Here is a 19,597-nt window from a genome sequence, read left to right as displayed (position 1 = left end):
GGGCTCGGCTGAGGCATTCTCATCTCAACGTTGGACCCGGCAACATCTTGGGAATGGCTCACGCGTGATGCGATTTCTGATTGTCGAAGACCATCCGCTGTTTCGCGAGGCGCTCGAAGGGGCGCTACAGATGGTGGCGCCCGAGGCCGATATCGTTCAGGCGATCTCGATCGACGGCGCGCTGGAGCTGTTGTCGACGACATCTGGGCTCGATCTCATTCTCCTCGATCTGTCGATGCCGGGCACGACGGGTCTTTCAGGCATCATCCGCATCCGCAAGGCGTTTCCCAAAATTCCCGTCGTCATCGTATCCGGGCATCAGGATCCGCAGATCATTTCCGGCGCATTGTCGCTCGGCGTCGCCGGCTACATCCTCAAATCCTCGTCCAAGCAGGATCTTGCGCAGTCGATCGGCGAGGTGCTGCGCGGCGCGGTCTGCGTCCCCGGCGCTTATCGTGCGACACGTACGCAACGCGCCGCCGGCCCCGCGCAGGATCTCATCAAGCGCCTGCACGATCTGACGCCGCAGCAATTGCGCGTCCTCGAAATGCTCAAGCGCGGCCTGCAGAACAAGCAGATCGCCTATGAGCTGAAGATCTCGGAGACCACCGTGAAGGTCCACGTCTCCGACATCCTGCGCAAGCTCAACGTGCTGAGCCGCACCAAGGCGATCGTCGAAATGTCCCGCATAGATTTCGCGACGCTGGCAAGCGACCGGGCGGGAGCGAAGCACGATCGCGCGCAGTCGGAGTAACGGGACGGCCGCGATTGGGTCTCAATTGTCTCCCTCGCTCCGCCGTAAGGACCGTGGGTGAGCGACGTCTTTGCGGCCCATCCGTCGAGACGCCCGCCTTTGCGGGCTCCTCAGGATGAGGTCTTGTTTCGCGGCGAAAATTTTTGACCCTCATGGTGAGGAGCACCGCCCGCGGCGCGTCTCGAACCATGAGGCCGAGCGCTTTCACCAGCTTCTCAAGCGCCGTATGCGATAGCCATGCCGCTCTTCGCGACGATACGCTTTTGCCGGTGATTTGCCCGACGCGTCAAGCGATTTCGGATAAAGCGTAGGGCGTCACCGCCGCCCGCTTCTACTTTGCATGGGGTTATTTTGCGGATTTTGTGACGGCCGGTCGATTAGCCCGATCCATCCCGCCTCAAGTCAACAGGAACGACAGCAGCGCGCGCATCTCGGCGGGCTTGATCGGCTTCTTCAGCACCTCGAGCCCGTGGAGGCTGGCTTCCTTCGCGGCCTTTTCGGAGTAGTCGGCCGTGATGATCATGGCCGGCACGTCCAGCTGCAAATGCCGGCGGATGTCGGCGACGGCCGACAGGCCGCTCTCGCCGTGATCGAGATGGAGGTCGGCGATCACGGCATCGGGGGCGCCGCCGAGCTCGCTGAGGCGCAGCAATGCGTCGGCGGCCGATCGCGTGGTCGCGACGTCGCAGCCCCAGCCTTCCAGCAGGGCGGCCATGGCCTCGGAGCCGTTCGGATCGTTCTCGATCAACAGGATCTTGGCGCCTTCGAGCCCGCCATAGTGCCGCTCGGCCAGCTTGACCTCGTGCACCTCGTCGCTGACTTCAGTGAGGTCGGCCGGCTCCAGCTCGAGGGCAAAGGTCGATCCCCGACCGACCTGCGATGACAACCGCACCTCGTGTCCGAGCACCGTTGCGAAACGGCGAACGATGGAGAGGCCGAGCCCGAAACCGGCCTGGTCGGTGGCGCTCGCTTCCCCACGCTGGAATTCGCGGAAGATCGCTTCCTGCTGCGCCTGCGCAATTCCCGGCCCGGTGTCGGAGACCTGAACGCAGATGCGCTCCCCCCTCGGCCGGCATCCCATGACGACGCCGCCGCTGCGGGTATAGCGAATCGCATTGGCAAGCAGGTTTTGCAGGATCCGCCGCAGCATCATCGCATCCGACGTCACCGCAAGCTGTGAGGTGCGGATGCGCAAGGAAAGACCTTGCCGCGCGGCGATCGGCTCGAATTCGTTGCGGAGCTGCTCGAACAGGGGTGCCAGCGCGACAGCGCGCACGTCGGGCCTGAGCGCGCCGGCGTCCAGCTTTGCGATCTCCAGCAGCGAGCGCAGCAGGTCCTCCAGCGTCACCAGCGAGCGGTCGACCTGATCGATGAGCTGGCCCGCCTCCTGCGATTCCATCATCTCGGTCAACGCCGACAGCGTCAGGCGCGCCGCGTTCAACGGCTGCAACAGGTCGTGGGTGACCGAGATCAGCACAGAGGATTTGAGCGAGCTCGCGGCCTCGGCCTGCTGCTTGGCGCGGTAGAGCCCCTCATTGGCGCGCTCGATCGAATGCAGCGCCTCGCGCAACTGGTGCGTCCGGTCGCGAACCTGGTGATCTAGCGCAATGGCCGTCTCGAACAGCGAGAAGGCATTGAGCTGCTGATCCATCGAGCGCTCGACCCGGGACATCAGCGCGGCATTGATCTTCTTCAGCTTCGCAGCTTCCCGCTGAAGCTGCTCGACCGATTGAGGGTCCTGCCACGTCTCCGTCACGACGGGCGCCTTCCGATCGCGACGCCCGTGAAGGTCTGGTTCACATGCATCGAGCCGAACTGCTCGCCATAGGTGTGAAAGCCGACGACGCGGTTCTGCCGGTACAGCTCGGACATGTCGCGGGCGAGCTGATGCTGCTCGGCATCCAGCCGGCGCAACAGGCATTCGAAGCCGATGAAGAGCGACACGTCTCCGATCTCATCGCGAATTTCGGCAAAGGTCTCGCGCGTCGAGCCGACCAGGCTTCGCGACGTCGCAGCGGTCAGCACCATGCCCTCGTCGATGGCGCAGAAGAAATGCAAGGAGCCGTCCGGTTCGACGCGCTGGATCGATCGCGCGTAATAGGAGCCGCCGACGCGCACCAGTACGGGGTGGGACGCGAAGGAGAACGGGTCGAGTTTGGCGTCCATGATCCCGACCATGCGCGAATATTCCTTCGCCGCAGGCTCCGCGTTCAGCTCCCTGACCGTTCGATTTTCGATGTCGGCCTCGGTGACCACCATCTTCTGCGGCCGCGGCTCGAAATTGTCGCACTTGAAGACCCGGAACGGCAGCGACGTGTTCAGGAGTATCAGGAGGGCGGCATTGGTGTGGGCCCTGCCGTCGAAGAACACCCAGGTCTTCTCGAAGCGCATCCCGTCGCCCGCCGATCCTCCGACGACCGGGATGTCGTCGAGTGAAGCATAGATGGCGGACATCACCGCTTCCTCGCGGCGGCACAGGCCGTCGATCAAGACCAGGCCGAAGGGATTTCCACGGTCGACCTGCGGGGTGACCCGCAGCAGCTCGTGCCGGAGCTCGCCGCCGATCCTGCGGCCGTCCTCGACGCGGAAGCTGTCGAGATTGAGAATGGGCCGGATTACTGCCGAGAAGTCGGCGCGGCTGAACGCCAGCGCCACGACGCTGTTCTCGTCCCAGCCATCCGGGGCGAGCTCGCCAGCGGTCGTACAACCGCAGACCTGGGTGTCATCGAAGTGCCGGGTGATCTCGGTGATGAAGTGATGGGGGTCGTAAGCAGGGGAGAGGAAGACCAGGATCAGCGCCATCTCGTCGGATGGGAGCTGGGCCGCGAGCTCGGCCACGGCTTCATCGACGCTCGCAGCCTTCGATTTGGCAACGGCCACGCCGGACGCTCCGCCAAACCGAAAATCGGTTTGCCCCACTCCGTCTCTCCCCTCGAGGACTGGCTCGGTCTACGCCAAGAGCCTGATAAGTGCCCGACAAGTGCCCCAAGAGTAAGGCGTTTTCCGGTTAGCCGCAACACGGCGCCCGGACGGCCTTGGACAGGAACTTTCTCCACGCAGGATGCAGGCCGGACGAATTTACCGCCCCTTGACGTTTCTGCCTTAATTTTCCGCATCGGTTCGGGAGGGGCTGCTTCCGGGCCGCATGAATGTTGCAAGAACATAAGTTGGGGGTTGGAATGGCCGGGCGTACCGCGTCGAAGTCGAAGCGCACATTTTTTCCGATCCTGAAGTTCCGCGCCAAGATCATTCTCGGCTTTGCCGCCGTGCTCGTCATCTCGGCCGTCAGCATGGCCTTCGCCTATTTCGGCTTTGAGCGCGTCTCGGCCGGCGTCGGCTCCTACCGTGCCAGCGTTTCCGAGGCTGACCTCGCCCGCAACATCGATCGCGAGCTGCTGGCCTATCGTTCGGCCGCCCGCTACTTCGTCGTCACCGGAAAGGAAGATGACGCCAAGGTAGCGCTGGAGGCCGAAGCCGGCCTGAAGAAGGCCATCGATCAGGCCATCAAGGGCGCCAAGAGGCCGGCGCGGCTGGAAAGCCTCGGCAAGCTCGCCAAGGAGTTTTCGAACTTCTCCGCGACCTTTGCCAAGATCCTGCACGCCAAGCGCGACAGCGCGCTTCTGGTTGAGAACCAGCTTCAGCGCAACGCCAACCTCCTCAAGTACAAGCTCGACGACATCGGCAACAACGCCTCCGACTCCGAGGCGCAGGCGATCGAATTCGGCACCAAGCAAGTCAATGCCCAGTTCCAGACCGCAAGCGCGGCGGCGACCAACTTCGTCCTCAATTCCGACCAGGCGCTTGCCGCAAGCGCGCTGGCGCGGCTGAAATTCGTCGAGAATTCGCTCAACGCGGTCTATTCGATGGACGACAAGATCGTCGCCGGCTTGAAGGACGCCAAGGGTCTGCTTGCGGCCTATCGCGAAGCGCTGGAGAAGCTCGTCGCCAATGCCAGGATGATCGACGACCTCGTCACCGAGATGAGCGGCTCGGCGGGCGCCATCATGCAGGGCGCCACGGCGATGAAGGCTGATCTCGTGTCCGAGCAGCAGCGGCTGGAAACAGAATCCGAGGCCAGCATCGACCAGACCGAACATCTGATCCTGATGCTGGCTGCCGGCGGCACGCTGCTCGGCGCCATCCTCGCCTTCCTGCTCGGCACCGGCATCTCGCGGCCGATGATCGCGATGTGCAAGGCGATGCGGGAGCTCGCCTCGGGCAATTTCGAGGTCGTGCTGCCGGGGCTCGGCCGCAAGGACGAGATCGGCGAGATGGCCGGCGCGGTCGAAGAGTTCAAGATGCAGGCAGTCGCGAAAGCCGAGCGCGATGCGGCGGCGAGCGAAGCCCAGAGCAAGGAGACGGCCGCAGCACGCCGCTCCGAGCTGATCCGCTTTGCCGATGATTTCGAGACCGCGGTCGGCGCCATCGTTTCGAACGTGTCGGCTTCAGCCGTGCAGCTCGAATCGGCAGCCTCCACGCTGACCCGCACCGCGGAGACGACGCAGACGCTGTCGAGCCAGGTTGCCGGCGTCTCAGAGCAGGCCTCCTCCAACATGCAGTCGGTCGCAACCGCGACCGAAGAGCTCTCGGCCTCCGTCGAGGAGATCGGCCGCCAGGTCCGCGATTCCAGCCGCATCGCGGAGGCCGCCGTCGTGCAGGCCAGGGAGACCGACGGCCGGATCGGCAAACTCTCGCATGCCGCGCAGCAGATCGGTGAGGTCGTCAAGCTGATCACGGCGATCGCCGAGCAGACCAATCTTTTGGCCTTGAATGCCACGATTGAAGCGGCCCGCGCCGGCGAAGCCGGCCGCGGTTTTGCGGTGGTCGCCAGCGAGGTGAAGTCGCTGGCAAGCCAGACCGCGAAGGCGACCGACGAGATTTCCTCGCACATCACGGGCATGCAGGGCGCCACGGCTGAGTCGGTTGCCGCGATCAAGGAGATCGGCGCCACCATCGGCCAGATCTCGACCATCGCAACGTCGATCGCCAGCGCGGTGGAAGAGCAGGGCGCCGCGACGCAGGAGATCGCCCGCAGCGTCCAGAACGTCGCGCAGGGCACGCAGACAGCGGCCACCGACATCGGCCAGGTCAACCGCGGCGCCGCCGAGACCGGCTCGGCCTCGGAAGAGGTGCTGCACTCGGCCAAGACGCTCTCCAGCGAAAGCACTCGCCTGCGCGCCGAGCTCGACCGCTTCATGGCGAACATAAGGGCGGCGTGAGTATTCGCTGCGCTTTAGGCATTGCGTCGTCGCCCACACTCGGCTGTCGTCCCCGCGAAGGCGGGGACCCATAGCCACAGGGAGTGGTTGCGGCGCGAACTGGTAACCACGTGTCTTCGCCAAACCCCGTCCTGGGCTCTCGCGACGAGCGCGGGGGTCCCGGGCTCGCGCTCCGCGCGCCCCCGGGGACGACAGTTGAGGATGCCTTTCGAGCATCGGCCTGCCACCGCCCGCACCGCCGCAAATTTACCGCGGCTTATCCTTTCCGCCGTATTTTCCCTGGGAGTCAGGGAGCGGGCTGCTCCTGGATTGCGGCTGGCTGGCCGCAGGTGAAATGGGGTGGGGCATGTCCGTCAAGTCCAAGGAAACTTCGAAGGAAACCTTGAAGGAAACGTCGAAGCAAGCAACGAAGGTAAAGCGAGCGATGCGTCCGACGTTGCGCTTCCGAGCAAAGATCATCCTCGGCTTTGCCGCGGTGCTGGTCATCCTGGCTGCCAGCATGGCCTTCGCCTATCTCGGCTTCGAGCGGGTCGCGGGCGCCGTGACGTCCTACCGGACCAGCGTGTCGGAAGCGGACCTTGCCCGGGGCGTCGATCGCGACCTGATCTCCTACCAGGCGCTGGCGCGGGCCTACACGCTGACCGGCGCGGCTGACGATGAGACCGCGGCCAAGGCCGCCGAGGAGAACCTCAAGTCGGCGATCGCGAAATCGATGGCCGCCACCACGGCGCCGGCGCGGCGCGAGCAGATCGGCAAGCTGCAACAGGAATTCCAGGCCTTCGCAAAAGTCTTCGCCGACATCGTCACGCTGACGCGCGAGAACACCCGGATCGCCGGCGAAGAGCTCAATGCCGTCGGCAACAAGATCCGTTTCAAGTTCGACGACCTCGCCGACACTGCGGCGCTGGCGGGGCTGCCGTCGGTGCAGACCACGGCCAAGGACATCACCTCGCAATATCTCGCCGTCTCCACCTCGGTCAGCGCCTTCGTCGCCAAGCCCGAGACGAAGGCGGCCGACGGTATCACGGCGCGCATCAAGTTCCTGGAGACCCTTTTGGTCTCGATCTATGCCAGCGAGCAGAAGATCACCGACCGCGCCACCGAGATCGGCAATCTCCTGAAGCAGTACCGCGCCTCCTTCGCAAAACTGTCCGACAACGTGAAGGCGGTTGCCAAGCTGAACGGCGAGATGACGAAGTCGGCCAGCGCCATCCTGAAACTCTCGAATGAACTGAGGTCGGACCTGACGGCTGATCAGCAGCGCATCGAGGCCAGCGCCAATGCAGCGATCGGCGAGACCGAGCGGCTCATCCTGATGCTGGCGCTGGGAGGCCTCGCGATCGGTGCCGTGCTCGCGCTGATGCTGGGCAACGGCATCTCGCGGCCGATGATCGCGATGTGCAAGGCGATGCGGGAGCTCGCCTCGGGCAATTTCGAGGTCGTGCTGCCGGGGCTCGGCCGCAAGGACGAGATCGGCGAGATGGCCGGCGCGGTCGAAGAGTTCAAGATGCAGGCAGTCGCGAAAGCCGAGCGCGATGCGGCGGCGAGCGAAGCCCAGAGCAAGGAGACGGCCGCAGCACGCCGCTCCGAGCTGATCCGCTTTGCCGATGATTTCGAGACCGCGGTCGGCGCCATCGTTTCGAACGTGTCGGCTTCAGCCGTGCAGCTCGAATCGGCAGCCTCCACGCTGACCCGCACCGCGGAGACGACGCAGACGCTGTCGAGCCAGGTTGCCGGCGTCTCAGAGCAGGCCTCCTCCAACATGCAGTCGGTCGCAACCGCGACCGAAGAGCTCTCGGCCTCCGTCGAGGAGATCGGCCGCCAGGTCCGCGATTCCAGCCGCATCGCGGAGGCCGCCGTCGTGCAGGCCAGGGAGACCGACGGCCGGATCGGCAAACTCTCGCATGCCGCGCAGCAGATCGGTGAGGTCGTCAAGCTGATCACGGCGATCGCCGAGCAGACCAATCTTTTGGCCTTGAATGCCACGATTGAAGCGGCCCGCGCCGGCGAAGCCGGCCGCGGTTTTGCGGTGGTCGCCAGCGAGGTGAAGTCGCTGGCAAGCCAGACCGCGAAGGCGACCGACGAGATTTCCTCGCACATCACGGGCATGCAGGGCGCCACGGCTGAGTCGGTTGCCGCGATCAAGGAGATCGGCGCCACCATCGGCCAGATCTCGACCATCGCAACGTCGATCGCCAGCGCGGTGGAAGAGCAGGGCGCCGCGACGCAGGAGATCGCCCGCAGCGTCCAGAACGTCGCGCAGGGCACGCAGACAGCGGCCACCGACATCGGCCAGGTCAACCGCGGCGCCGCCGAGACCGGCTCGGCCTCGGAAGAGGTGCTGAACTCTGCCCAGACGCTGTCGGCCGAAAGCACGCGCCTCCGCGCCGAGCTCGATCGCTTCATGGCGAATATCAGGGCGGCGTAAATCTTCGCTGCGCGTCTAGCGCTCGCTGTTGCCCAACTCTCAATTGTCGTCCCGGCGAAGGCCGGGACCCATACTCCCAGGGAGAAGTTGTGGTGCGGGGCTGGTAATCCCGAGTCTTCGCCAAACCACTTCCTGTGGTTCTCGCGACGAGCCCGGTGCGCTCGCGCGGGGATCCCGGATCTGCGCTTCGCTTGTCCGGGATGACGAGCTGAGTTTGTGGCGCCGTCTAAGTCTATTAGCGACAGGGCCCTCACTCCCTCCCGAACGCCCGCTTCAACTCGACCTTCGCGCGCTCGAGCCGCGTGCGCTGTGTCTTCGGCAAGGTCTTGCCGGCGCGGTTGATATAGAAGGTCAGCATCGACAGCGCCGAGCGATAGGCGCCGGACTTGCGGCGTCTGGAGTGCTCGGCCGAGCGTTTCAGGGACGCGGCGATCTTCTTCGCGCTTGTCTGCTTAAACACGCCGCGCTTGAGATCGAGCGCGTCGCTCTCCTTCGTCACCCGCTGCGACCAGCGCTTGGGCGCTGCGCGTTTCGATGTCGTTTTCGACGTCTTGCGCGAGGCGGGTTGGCGCCGTGCGCGGCTTGATGTGCGATGCGTCGCCTTGCGCTTTGCGGTTTTGCGCGAATGTGTCGACTTTCTGACCTGAGCCATGCGTTAACTCCTTGCAGCTCCTGTGAAAACTGCTGCGCTGTGAAGCGGTTCCGGATGGAACCTGACTTCGCCGCAAACGTTGTCGATAGTCGCGGATTGAATCAGGCCGCACCTCCAGCAATAGCGCGATGGACTTGCAGCAAACCCCAGCGCTGAACTTTGATTCTGCGGCCTCGGCGGCGGCGCATGACCGCGTCGTCGAGACCAGCATCCCTTCGCGCCTCGACGCGCTGCCCTGGAGCGGCTTTCACACCCGTGTCGTGCTGGCGCTCGGCATTACCTGGATTCTCGACGGGCTGGAGGTGACGCTGGCCGGTGCGCTCTCCGGCGCCTTGAAGCAAAGCACAACGCTGAACTTCTCCAATCTCGATCTCGGCATCGCCAACTCCGCTTATCTTGCCGGCGCGGTGCTGGGCGCGCTCGGCTTCGGCTGGCTGACCGATCGCATCGGGCGCAAGAAACTATTTTTCATCACGCTGGCCGTCTATCTGTCCGCGACCGCAGCGACCGCGCTGTCGTGGAACATCGCGAGCTATGCGCTGTTTCGTTTCCTCACCGGCGCCGGCATTGGCGGCGAATACACTGCGATAAACTCGACCATCCAGGAATTGGTGCCGGCGCGCTATCGCGGCTGGACCGATCTCGTCATCAACGGCAGCTTCTGGATCGGCGCCGCCATGGGCGCGGTGAGCGCCATCATCCTGCTCGATCCCGCCGTGATCGGTCCCGATCTCGGCTGGCGCCTCGCTTATCTGATCGGTGCGACGATCGGTCTGGTCGTGCTGTTCATGCGGATGTGGATCCCGGAGAGCCCGCGCTGGCTGATGATCCACGGCCGCCCGGATGAAGCCCACGCGATCGTCGACGACATCGAGCGCTCCGTGATCGGCCACCAGCAGGGCGGGACCGCTTTCGCGAAGATCCGCCTCAAGATGCGCCACCATACGCCGCTCGGCGAGGTCGTGCACACGCTGTTCACGGTCTATCGCCAGCGCGCGCTGGTGGGACTGGTGCTGATGAGCGCACAGGCCTTCTTCTACAACGCGATCTTCTTCACCTTCGCGCTGGTCCTGACCGATTTCTACGGCATCAGCGCCGATGGCGTCGGCTGGTACATTTTGCCGTTCGCCGCCGGCAATTTTCTGGGCCCGCTGTTGCTCGGCCGCTTCTTCGATACGCTCGGCCGCCGCACGATGATCGTGCTGACCTATGGCTTGTCAGGCCTGTTGCTTGCAATCTCGGGCTATCTGTTCGCGATCGGCGCGCTGAGCGCGCGGGGACAGACGATCGCCTGGATGGTGATCTTCTTCTTTGCGTCGCCGGCCGCGAGCGCCGCCTATCTCACCGTCAGCGAAACCTTTCCGCTGGAAGTGCGCGCGCTTGCGATCGCGGTGTTCTATGCGATCGGCACCGGCATTGGCGGCGTCGTGGGTCCTGCGTTGTTCGGCGCGTTGATCGACACCGGGTCCCGCACCAGCGTATTCGCAGGCTATCTTTTGGGGTCGGCACTGATGATCGCGGCCGCAATCGTGGCGTGGCGCTACGCCGTCGCCGCGGAACGTAAATCGCTCGAACAAATCGCGCGGCCGCTTGCCTTTATGGAGTAGGCTATGACTTCGGAAGTGATGGACATACGAACCATGGACGATGACGAGACGCCGGAGACGGTGCCGGTGCCGCACGCCCTGGTGCCGCATCTCAGCGAGACGGCGATACTGCTCGACATCGATGGCACGCTGCTCGAACTGATGCCGACGCCGCGGGAGGTCTGGGTGCCGCCCGGCCTCTCGAAGACGCTCAATGGCCTTGTCGAGCGGACCTCCGGCGCGCTCGCGCTCGTCAGCGGACGCTCGCTCAACGACATCGATCTGATTTTCGCGCCGGATCAATTTCCCGCCGTCGGCGGCCATGGCGCCGAAATGCGGCTGGAGCCGGACAGCGAGGCGGTGGCAAGCCACGCTCCCCCGATGGACAAGGAGTTGAAGCGACGGCTCGCCGCAATCGCAAAGCTCTCGCCCGGCATTCTGCTCGAGGACAAGGGGTATTCGCTCGCGCTGCATTATCGTCTCGCCCCGCATGCGGAGAAGGCGATCTATGCGGCGGTGTCGCTGATCCGCGCCGACCTGCCCAATGCACCGATCGAGGTTTTGCCAGGCAAGTTCGTTTGCGAGATCAAGCATTCCGGCTTCACCAAGGCGAGCGGCGTGCGTGAATTGATGACGCATGAGCCGTTCAGGGGCCGCCGTCCGCTGTTCATCGGCGACGATGTCACCGATGAAACGGTATTCGCGATCATGCCCGATATGAACGGGCTCGCATTCTCGGTGGGGCGTCGCGCGCGTGGCGTGAATGGTCACTTCGACTCACCCAGTGATGTGCGCGAGTTCCTCGCGCATCTGCTCGACGGCGATCCAAGGTAAAAGCAAGGCAGCGCCACGCCAGAGCCATAAAGGCCTCGGAACCGCGTTGCGCACCCGCGATTTTTGCTGCGGAAAGGGAACGCAGAAAACTGTCTTTGCGTCGGATTTTCGTTTCGGAGGACAAAAGACAGTTCCGACGCGCGCGCCTGATTTTGGTTTCAATTGGTTGAAACCATGAACAGGAACCATATTGATGAACGCCAGTTAAACGAGGCGGAATAACAGGAGGGGACGACCCTGTGAATCTCGTCGTCGTATCGAATCGCGTCGCGCGCGGTAAAGCCAACGAACCCATGACGGGCGGCCTCGCTGCCGCTCTGCTTCCCGTGGTGGAACATTCGGGAGCGATCTGGGTGGGTTCCTCAGGCCGGGTGCGCGATGGTCATCAGAAGGAACCCTTCGCCGAGGTCGAGGCGCTCGGCACCGGTGCGCTGGCGACGCTGGATCTGCCGGCGGCGCATTACGGCGGCTATTACGAGGGCTTTGCCAATTCGGCGTTGTGGCCGGCGCTGCATTCGCGCAGCGATCTCATTCGCGTCTCGCAAGGCGACTATCTCAGCTATCGCGAGGTCAACGCCTTCATGGCGCGCGCGCTGCTGCGTTTCCGCAAAGAGCGCACCGCATTCTGGGTGCAGGATTATCATTTCCTCGCGCTCGGTGCGGAGCTGCGCGAGCTCGGCGTCGAGGATCCCGTCGGCTTCTTCCTGCACACGCCGTGGCCGGTGCCCGCGGTGATGCAGGGCGTGCCGCATCATCGCGAGCTGATCGAGGCGATGCTCGCCTATGATCTCATCGGCTTCCAGACCGGGGAGGATTGCCGGAATTTTCTCACCTATGTCGGTCACGAACTCGGACTGACGGTCGACGACGGCATCGTCAGCTCCAAGCATGGCCGCACGCGGTGCCAGGTGTTTCCGATCGGCATCGATGCAGAAAAATTCGCGCAATATGCCGCGAAGTCGATCTCGCATCCCGACGTGTCGCGGCTGCGCCGCAGCCTCAACGGCGAGAAGCTCGCCATCGGTGTCGACCGGCTCGACTATTCCAAGGGCCTGGTCAATCGCATCAGCGCGTTCGATCGGCTGTGGACCGAGCAGCCGCAATTTTCGCGCAGCATCTCGCTGCTTCAGATCGCAAACCCCTCGCGCGGTGGCATCGAGGCCTATGGCAATCTCCAGAACGAGGTCGCGCGTCTCGTGACCGACGTCAACGGCCGCCATGGCGAGGTCGACTGGACACCGATCCGCTATCTCAACAAGGGGTTTAGCCAGGCGGTGCTCGCGGGCCTCTATCGTACCGCGCAGGTCGGCGTGGTGACGCCGCTGCATGACGGCATGAACCTGGTTGCCAAGGAATATGTCGCCGCGCAAAATCCGGCCGATCCCGGCGTGCTGGTGCTGTCGAAATTCGCAGGCGCCGCCAACGAGCTCGACACCGCGCTGCTGGTCAATCCGCACGACATCGACGGCATGGCGCGCGCGATCTCGATCGCGGCCTCGATGCCGCTCACCGAGCGCAAGATGCGCTGGGAGGCGATGATGAAGAAGCTGCGCGGGCACACCATCCAGCAATGGTCCGCCGACTTCGTCGCGGAGCTGGAGCGGAGCCGGACCGAGAAGTCCACTGTTGCGCCATTGACCGCCCAATCCCCGCAGGCGCTGCGCTGGCTGAGGTCGGCGATTTCAGGTGTGCGGTTGATGTAGCTAGCGCTCCAAGTTGTCTTGATATCAGCGCCGCGATCTCGATCACCCTCTCCCCTTGCGGGAGAGAGGGTGGCTTCGCGAAGCGAAGCCGGGTGAGGGGTCTCTCTCCGCGAATCCATTGTCGCTCGAGCTTGCGGATGCAACCCTCATCCGGCGCTTCGCGCCAAGGGAAGACGCACCTCAATAACAATACGACACGCCGTCCAGGATCGCACACTGTCGCTTGTTGGGCGCGTTGGGATCGTCCATCGGTACCATGCCTTTGCCCTGGCCGACGAACACGCCCTGGCCGACATGGACAGATGATTTGTTGCCGATGATCACGCTCGGATGCGGCGAGGCGCTCGAGCGCGTGCCGTCCGGCCAGATGATGGCATCGCCCGCCAGTACCCCGCGCCGGCCGTCATCGCAGGTGACGTCGACGCCCTGGCGCGTGCACATCTGTGCTAGCGCCGGGGCTGAGATCATCGAGAGAGCGGATATAAAACCAAGGGCGGCGATGGCTCGGAAGCAGGTCATGGTGTCCCTTCTGATGTGTCTGAAGCAGGCTTCCGTGAATCGTCGCGCCAGAGCCCCCTCCGGTTCAGCCCCGGGGTCCTCATGATGCGCCCAAGGGCCGCAAATATTCCTTTTTAAATACAATATCTTAGGGATTTTTCAGTCGATCGGCTCACAGTCCCTTGCAAAATCAGCGGCGCCCCTTCAAGAGAAGGCGCTCCGGAGAGATGGCCGAGTGGCTTAAGGCGCACGCTTGGAAAGCGTGTGTGCGGGAAACCGTACCGTGGGTTCGAATCCCACTCTCTCCGCCACTACACTGTTCTCCTCAGTATCCGATTGTTCGAATCGACAGCAAAAACAACGAGTAGCGCGATAACCGGTGTTGCGGCTAGTCCCGCGATGTTACCCGTAGTCACCGCGCGAACCGTAGGTTTTGGCCGTGGGTTCGGAGGACGGATTTGGCGACGGAGAACACATGCCTGGCAAGCTCAAGTCGCTCGACGTCGAACGCGAAATTCGGCCCGGCAAATACCCTGACGGTGACGGTCTCTACCTGATCGTCGCGAGCGCCACGTCGAAGAATTGGAACTATCGGTACTGGAAGGACGGCAAGCAACGCTGGCTCGGCCTGGGGTCGGTCAAGGACGTATCACTGAAAGGTGCGCGCCTAGCTCGGGATGCGGCGCGGCTCCGAGTGAGGGGGGATCGCGGCACAGCCGGTGTCGACATCGTGCAAGAGAAGCGAGCGGCGCGCGAGGAAGCGAAAGCCGTAGAGATCAAGGTCACTCTGCCTACCTTCGAGCAGTGCGCCGAAATCTACATTCGGGAGCGCTGGCCAAACTGGAGCAAGAAGCATCGTGCTCAATGGCCGTCGTCGCTCAAACGCTACGCTTACCCGACGATTGGAAAACTCACCATCCCGGAGATCAAGCCCAGCCACATCTATGAATTGCTCCGGCCAATCTGGGTTGAGAAGCGAGAGACAGCTAATCGTGTGCGCGGACGGATCGAAACGATCATTGCGAAGAATGTCGATGTTGACGACAGCGATTTTCGGAATCCTGCTGAACTCACCAAACAACTGCGCGAGAAGCTTCCAAGGCGGCCGAAACGCGTCGTTCAGCATCATCCCGCGCTGCCCCACGCCGAAGCACCGCAGTTCATGATTGACCTGTCCGCAGCAAGCGGCATCGCGGCTTTGATGCTCCGCTTTCTGATCCTCACGGCCTGCCGTACCAACGAAGTGGTAGACGCCCGCTGGTCCGAGATCGACCGACCATCATCGATTTGGAAGATCCCCGGCGATCGCATGAAGATGAACCAGGACCATGTCGTACCACTTTCGGAACCTGCACTCGCGACCCTCGACAAGATGCGCGATGGTAGCCAGGGCGAACTGATCTTCGCGAACCCTGACGGTGGAACGTTCTCAGAGAATGCGATGCTCGCCGTACTGGATCGCCTCGGCTACAGTCACGTCACGGTGCACGGCTTCCGCTCGACGTTTGCAACATGGGCAGAGGAGTGCACGGACTATCCCGACGGCGTCCGCGAGGCAGCGCTTGCGCACAAGTACAAGTCCGAGACTACAGCAGCCTATCAGCGCGGGCAAAAGCTCGAGAAGCGACGGGTCCTCGTGAAGGATTGGGCGCAGTTCCTCGCAGGATCAAACGTCATCCACTTTGGCGAAGTGGGTTGATCGATCTTGGACAGCTCTCAACGTTAGTTCAAACGGAACCAATTCTCGGGCGTTGATACACTCTCTAAACCGGGCAAAATACGAAATCGCACGACCGGACATCCGAAAATGCGCATGGTCCCCTGAGTGCTTTGCGCCGAAAACCCGGTCTGGCATGTTGCGAAACATCAGGGAATAACAGGATGCTTCGTATGTCTCGCGCCATGCTCATCGCGCTGGAATCCCCGCTCGTAGCGTCGCCGAATCAGGCGATGAGGGCAATCCAGGTCTCGCGTAAAAAGCTGTACGAACTTATCAACACGGGCGAGTTGGAGAGTTATACCGAAGGCAAGTCGCGACGCATCACGGTCAAATCGATAAACGACTATATCGAGCGCCGATTGGCAGCAGAAGCGGTTCGGCGCGGCCGAGCTGCATCCCGTCGAAACAAGCAATAATGTCCTGAGCGCGACGCTTGGCTCGGCGGCTGCGAGCCGTTCGGCCAGCGTATCGGATGGGGCGACCCCTGACGGTTCACGATGAGCGCAGCTGCAGACGAGCAGCCGCTGCCCCAGTTAGACTACGAATCTGAGGGTCGAACGTTCGAATCGTTCCGGGCGCGCCATCTATCTTCTTCACATTTAATCGTTTTTTCAGAACGGTCCAAGACCGCCCCCAGACTAAAATTTGCGTTTAGTCTGCGGTTTGGTCTGGGGAAATTTTTCGCCATTCCGGATTGGAAGCGTGACCGCTCCCAATCCGCCTTTGTCTGCTTGGAGAGCCCAAACCGGGGCGGCGTCGGGCTGTCAAGGCCGAAGCCGCGAAGCGGGGGCGCGATAGCGCCAGCCTTTACGGCCTGACGCCGGTCCGGTTCACTGTCGTCGGCAGCAAGCGACCGCCTGCCTTATCGGACCGCATCGAACTCGCGCTTCGGTCGCCATGCGACGGGATCAGCAATCCAGCGGTTGATGTCGGACTCATGCCAGCCGCTCCCGTTGACGCTGATCCTGATCTGCGGCGGGAACGTGCCCTCAGCGATCTTGCGGTAGATGGTGGACCGGGACAGCCCGGTCCGGGCAAGAACGGTTCTGAGGCGGATGATACGTTCTGGTTCGCGCATAGCCGCGCTGCCTCCTGCTGCCTGTTTCTGACGGCTTCTGCGACCAGACGGGACAAACAGTTGCAGGCGGGCAAGAGGGTTGTTCGACCCGTCGTAGCGTGGCGTAGGGACGGCACCAGATGGATGGATCAAATTCCGATGCCCCGGCCTCTGCCGATGTCGAGGCCGTGAGTGAAAGCCAGTTCCTGGCCGAGTCGGCGAACTGATTCGAACGCGATACCGAGATCTTTCTTGCGGTTGGCGAGGATGGATTCCAGTTGCGGATCGCGTTCGAGGCTTTGCGCCATGTCGCCCATCGCCGAGCGCGTCGCCTTGTAGCCGGACATGTCGCCGGCCTGATACTGGCGCTGGCTGGTGTGATCCAGCTTCTGCCAGCGTTCCACGAAGCGGTCGGCGCGGCGGCTCGGATCGGTGCGCAGTTCGGTTTCGAGCTGGAGAGCGCGGATGGCGCGGTTGACCTGGCCGCCAGCCGCCTCGTGGACAAGTTCCGGGTTCTTCGTGTAGGCAGCTTCGGCGTCGTGCGAGCCATAGGGCCGCACCTCCTCGAAGACCTTGCGGGCCTCCTGCAATTCCTTCACCTGATCCGGGCTGGCCTTGCCGCCCCGCTCTTGCATATCGAAGATCGCATTCACGGCTCGGGCATGACGGATGAGAGCCTTCGTGCGGGCCTTACGCAACGCCCCTTCCGGGTCTTCCACCACCTTCCTTTCCGGCGCTTCGCGTTGCGGCCTCGGCGCGCTTTCCGTGCCCGGCACAGCTTCGGCAGACGGGCGCAGGCCATCGAACATGTTGCGCACCTTCTCGGGCACGACCCTGCGCACGATCTCGGCCACGCGCTCGCGGAAGGTGATCCCACGTCGTTCGGCATAGCTCTGAGCGGGATCGGCGCGTTCGTAGTCCGAGGCCATGTCCTTGGCGCGATCGCGCGACAGGGTGCGGACAAGCCGGTCCTGACTGACGAAATCGTCGCGGCCATAATGCAGGTCCACGCCGTCACGATGCCGCGACAGGGCGACATAGCTGCCATGGGCGTCCATGCCGGGCGTCGCCAGCACATGAGTGTGGTCCACCGTCATGCCCTGCGCCTTGTGGATCGTCGCTGCATAGCCATGGTCGATCCGGTTGTAATCCTCGAGGTCGAAGCGCACGGAGCGACCATCGTCGATCTGCACGGTCATGGATTGCGCGCTGACGTGCTCGATAGTCCCGAGCGTGCCGTTCTTCACGCCACGGCCCCGTTCGTTCTGCAGGAACATGACGCGGTCCCCGCAGGCAAAATTTCTCGCGCCACGTTCAACGGTCAGGCGCACGTCATCCCCCAGATCGCCTGCGGCCCGCATCCGCTCGCGCGCTGCCTCGTTGAGTGCGCGGACTTCGTCATTGGTGTGGGTGAGGATGATGCGGCTCTTATCCGGTGATGCCCGCCGGTCGCGATCCCAGCGCTCGATCAGATCGCCGCGCGCCTGCTCGCGTGCTTGGGCCTCATGCACCATGCCGTGGGAGCGATAGGCTTCCAGCGCATTGCCGGTTTTGCCATTGGCGAGATTCCGCGTGGCGTCGCGCTGCCAGTCTTCCCGCTGACGGCGCACCTCGCCGATTTTCGCACCGCCGTGTCGTTCGTGGATCGAACGGAAGGCCGCGCCTGCCTCGATGGATTGGAACTGCTTGATATCGCCGACCAGCACCACCTTGGCTCCCGCCTCTGCCGCATGGGACAGCACCCGCTCCAACTGGCGCGTGCCGACCATGCCCGCCTCGTCGATGACAAGAACATCGCGGGCCGTGAGCAGGTCGCGGCCCTGTTGCCAGCCATGCTCTATGCTGGCAATGGTGCGCGACGCAATGCCGGATCCGCTTTCGAGGTTTTCCGCCGCGATGCCGGAAAGCGCCACGCCTCGGACCTCGTAGCCTGCCGCTTCCCAGGCCTCCCGCGCTACGCCCAGCATCACGCTCTTGCCGGTCCCGGCATGGCCGACTACGGTCCCAAGATCGCACCCATCCGTGATATGCGCGAGCGCGTCGGCCTGCTCGCCCGACAGGGCAAGGCCTCGCGCTTCCGCACGCGCCAAAGCGGCTGCGCGGTCCGCGTCACGCACCTCGTGGTGCTCCCGTTCCGCCATCAGTTCCGTGGCACGATGCAGGCGCTGTTCCGCCTCGATCATCTCGCGGGTGGTGAACCGATCCTCGCCGCGAGCGTCCTTGCCGAGTTCGATCAGATCAGGCGCGCCGCGCATCGCGCCCATCACCTCGTTGAACTGGTCGAGCCCATCACTGTGACGATGCGCGAACTTCGCCATGTCGCGGCGCGTGAAGGTCGATTGCTGATGCGTGATCGCATCCAATGCCAGATCGGGATCTGCGATGATCCGCGCGCCATTACCGCGGGCGATCTCGCGGTGTATCTCGGCGCGGTCGGCGGCCTCGATCCCTTCGCCTTCGATACGCTTCGCCGGCGCGCCGATCTGGCTTTGCGGCTCAAACGCGATGCCCTGTGCTTCGAGGCTCCGATGGTCGATGCGCGCGTCGATGTCGAGTTCGGCCAGACGCTCATTGGCAACGTCGGCCCAGCGTTCGCGCCAGCGCTCCACCATCTCCGTGCGGTTCCACTCCCGCACCTTCCGGCCAAAACCGTTCTCGTCCACTGCGCGCATGGTCAGCATGACATGGGCATGGGGTTTGGGCATGCCGTCTTCGGCCATGTCCCAATGCACATTGAGATCGGCGATCATGCCCCGATCCACGAATTCGCCCCGAACGAAGTCGCGGGCGAGTTCGATCCCCTGAGCCTGGGTCATCTCGCGCGGGATGGCGAATTCGACCTCGCGGGCAAGCTGCGCGTCCTTCCTGATCTCGAAGGCTTCGACATCGTTCCAGAGCCGTTCGCGGTCACCCCATGCCTCCGGCGCATTTTCCGGCAGCATCACCTCGGAATGGATGACGCCGCGTTTGGTCGAAAAGTCGTGGCCTCGGCCGAGCCGCTCGTCGCGCAGCCGCGAGGCGGAGCGGTAGGCGGCTGACGCCAACGCGCTGGAGCCGGACTTGCGGCCAATGACCTTGACGTGAAGATGATAGATCGCCATCACGATCCAAGCATAGGCACGTCAAAGCGCACGTCGGAACGACGT

Annotated in this window: 14 protein-coding genes and 1 tRNA gene; 9 read left to right on the top strand and 6 right to left on the bottom strand. The window is 63.5% G+C overall.

Features of this window, described 5'->3' with window-relative positions; translation table 11 throughout:
* Positions 1-67: 67 nt before the first annotated feature.
* The gene (locus Q2941_RS08735; protein WP_254109365.1) at positions 68-754 is read left to right on the top strand and encodes a response regulator; all 687 of its coding nucleotides are present in this window, start codon (positions 68-70) and stop codon (positions 752-754) included.
* 397 nt (positions 755-1,151) lie between these two features.
* Here the strand turns inward: Q2941_RS08735 and Q2941_RS08730 are convergent, their stop codons facing one another.
* Together Q2941_RS08730 and Q2941_RS08725 are read right to left on the bottom strand one after the other, a co-directional pair.
* Positions 1,152-2,510, bottom strand: a complete 1,359-nt coding sequence (locus tag Q2941_RS08730) for a hybrid sensor histidine kinase/response regulator (protein WP_027526343.1) — start codon at positions 2,508-2,510, stop codon at positions 1,152-1,154.
* Entirely contained in the window at positions 2,507-3,673 is a 1,167-nt protein-coding gene (locus Q2941_RS08725) for an FIST N-terminal domain-containing protein (RefSeq protein WP_027526342.1), read from the bottom strand. The genes Q2941_RS08730 and Q2941_RS08725 overlap by 4 nt, the downstream gene beginning before the upstream one ends.
* A 260-nt stretch (positions 3,674-3,933) precedes the next feature.
* Here Q2941_RS08725 and Q2941_RS08720 point away from each other — a divergent pair, with 260 nt between their 5' ends.
* A complete protein-coding gene (locus tag Q2941_RS08720) occupies positions 3,934-5,973 on the top strand; it encodes a methyl-accepting chemotaxis protein (protein WP_458192215.1) in 2,040 nt (679 codons plus the stop codon).
* A 424-nt stretch (positions 5,974-6,397) separates the two neighbouring features.
* The gene (locus Q2941_RS08715) at positions 6,398-8,401 is read left to right on the top strand and encodes a methyl-accepting chemotaxis protein (protein ID WP_458192214.1); all 2,004 of its coding nucleotides are present in this window, start codon (positions 6,398-6,400) and stop codon (positions 8,399-8,401) included.
* Positions 8,402-8,651: 250 nt separating this feature from the next.
* Here Q2941_RS08715 and Q2941_RS08710 read toward each other — a convergent pair whose 3' ends face one another.
* Positions 8,652-9,053, bottom strand: coding sequence for a DUF3175 domain-containing protein (locus tag Q2941_RS08710; RefSeq protein WP_458192213.1), 402 nt, complete (start codon positions 9,051-9,053; stop codon positions 8,652-8,654).
* 128 nt (positions 9,054-9,181) lie between these two features.
* Here Q2941_RS08710 and Q2941_RS08705 point away from each other — a divergent pair, with 128 nt between their 5' ends.
* The 3 genes from Q2941_RS08705 to Q2941_RS08695 all read left to right on the top strand — a co-directional run bounded on the left by Q2941_RS08705 (position 9,182) and on the right by Q2941_RS08695 (position 13,176).
* Entirely contained in the window at positions 9,182-10,660 is a 1,479-nt protein-coding gene (locus tag Q2941_RS08705; RefSeq protein ID WP_458192212.1) for an MFS transporter, read from the top strand.
* Positions 10,661-10,663: 3 nt separating this feature from the next.
* Positions 10,664-11,473 (top strand): trehalose-phosphatase, encoded by an 810-nt coding sequence (gene otsB, locus Q2941_RS08700; protein ID WP_027528062.1) that lies wholly within the window; start codon positions 10,664-10,666, stop codon positions 11,471-11,473.
* Between the two features lie 239 nt (positions 11,474-11,712).
* Positions 11,713-13,176 (top strand): trehalose-6-phosphate synthase, encoded by a 1,464-nt coding sequence (locus Q2941_RS08695; RefSeq protein ID WP_458192211.1) that lies wholly within the window; start codon positions 11,713-11,715, stop codon positions 13,174-13,176.
* Positions 13,177-13,356: 180 nt separating this feature from the next.
* On the opposite strand, the gene Q2941_RS08690 is transcribed toward Q2941_RS08695, so the two are convergent.
* The gene (locus Q2941_RS08690; protein ID WP_458192210.1) at positions 13,357-13,695 is read right to left on the bottom strand and encodes a hypothetical protein; all 339 of its coding nucleotides are present in this window, start codon (positions 13,693-13,695) and stop codon (positions 13,357-13,359) included.
* Positions 13,696-13,895: 200 nt separating this feature from the next.
* Here Q2941_RS08690 and Q2941_RS08685 point away from each other — a divergent pair.
* The 3 genes from Q2941_RS08685 to Q2941_RS08675 all read left to right on the top strand — a co-directional run bounded on the left by Q2941_RS08685 (position 13,896) and on the right by Q2941_RS08675 (position 15,810).
* Positions 13,896-13,985: transfer RNA gene (locus Q2941_RS08685), tRNA-Ser, on the top strand.
* A 164-nt stretch (positions 13,986-14,149) separates the two neighbouring features.
* Positions 14,150-15,373, top strand: a complete 1,224-nt coding sequence (locus Q2941_RS08680; protein WP_458192209.1) for a tyrosine-type recombinase/integrase — start codon at positions 14,150-14,152, stop codon at positions 15,371-15,373.
* 191 nt (positions 15,374-15,564) lie between these two features.
* Positions 15,565-15,810, top strand: a complete 246-nt coding sequence (locus Q2941_RS08675) for a helix-turn-helix domain-containing protein (RefSeq protein WP_458192208.1) — start codon at positions 15,565-15,567, stop codon at positions 15,808-15,810.
* Between the two features lie 446 nt (positions 15,811-16,256).
* Here the strand turns inward: Q2941_RS08675 and Q2941_RS08670 are convergent, their stop codons facing one another.
* Together Q2941_RS08670 and traA are read right to left on the bottom strand one after the other, a co-directional pair.
* On the bottom strand, positions 16,257-16,472 hold the full coding sequence (locus tag Q2941_RS08670) for a helix-turn-helix transcriptional regulator (protein ID WP_458192207.1): 216 nt from the start codon (positions 16,470-16,472) through the stop codon (positions 16,257-16,259).
* 128 nt (positions 16,473-16,600) lie between these two features.
* Positions 16,601-19,552, bottom strand: coding sequence for a Ti-type conjugative transfer relaxase TraA (gene traA / locus Q2941_RS08665; protein ID WP_458192206.1), 2,952 nt, complete (start codon positions 19,550-19,552; stop codon positions 16,601-16,603).
* Positions 19,553-19,597: the final 45 nt, after the last annotated feature.

It is taken from the genome of Bradyrhizobium sp. UFLA05-153 (assembly GCF_054185185.1).
Note: the sequence above shows the minus strand (reverse complement) of the source record. Positions and strands in the feature narration are given on the sequence as shown.

Excerpts from the sequence above, each read along its gene's own strand:
- Q2941_RS08710 (WP_458192213.1), bottom strand. The coding sequence starts at position 9,053 with ATGGCTCAGGTCAGAAAGTCGACACATTCGCGCAAAACCGCAAAGCGC.
- Q2941_RS08705 (WP_458192212.1), top strand. The coding sequence starts at position 9,182 with ATGGACTTGCAGCAAACCCCAGCGCTGAACTTTGATTCTGCGGCCTCG.
- Q2941_RS08670 (WP_458192207.1), bottom strand. The coding sequence starts at position 16,472 with ATGCGCGAACCAGAACGTATCATCCGCCTCAGAACCGTTCTTGCCCGG.
- Q2941_RS08735 (WP_254109365.1), top strand. The coding sequence starts at position 68 with ATGCGATTTCTGATTGTCGAAGACCATCCGCTGTTTCGCGAGGCGCTC.
- Q2941_RS08715 (WP_458192214.1), top strand. The coding sequence starts at position 6,398 with ATGCGTCCGACGTTGCGCTTCCGAGCAAAGATCATCCTCGGCTTTGCC.
- otsB (WP_027528062.1), top strand. The coding sequence starts at position 10,664 with ATGACTTCGGAAGTGATGGACATACGAACCATGGACGATGACGAGACG.
- Q2941_RS08720 (WP_458192215.1), top strand. The coding sequence starts at position 3,934 with ATGGCCGGGCGTACCGCGTCGAAGTCGAAGCGCACATTTTTTCCGATC.
- Q2941_RS08680 (WP_458192209.1), top strand. The coding sequence starts at position 14,150 with ATGCCTGGCAAGCTCAAGTCGCTCGACGTCGAACGCGAAATTCGGCCC.
- Q2941_RS08690 (WP_458192210.1), bottom strand. The coding sequence starts at position 13,695 with ATGACCTGCTTCCGAGCCATCGCCGCCCTTGGTTTTATATCCGCTCTC.
- Q2941_RS08675 (WP_458192208.1), top strand. The coding sequence starts at position 15,565 with ATGTCTCGCGCCATGCTCATCGCGCTGGAATCCCCGCTCGTAGCGTCG.
- traA (WP_458192206.1), bottom strand. The coding sequence starts at position 19,552 with ATGGCGATCTATCATCTTCACGTCAAGGTCATTGGCCGCAAGTCCGGC.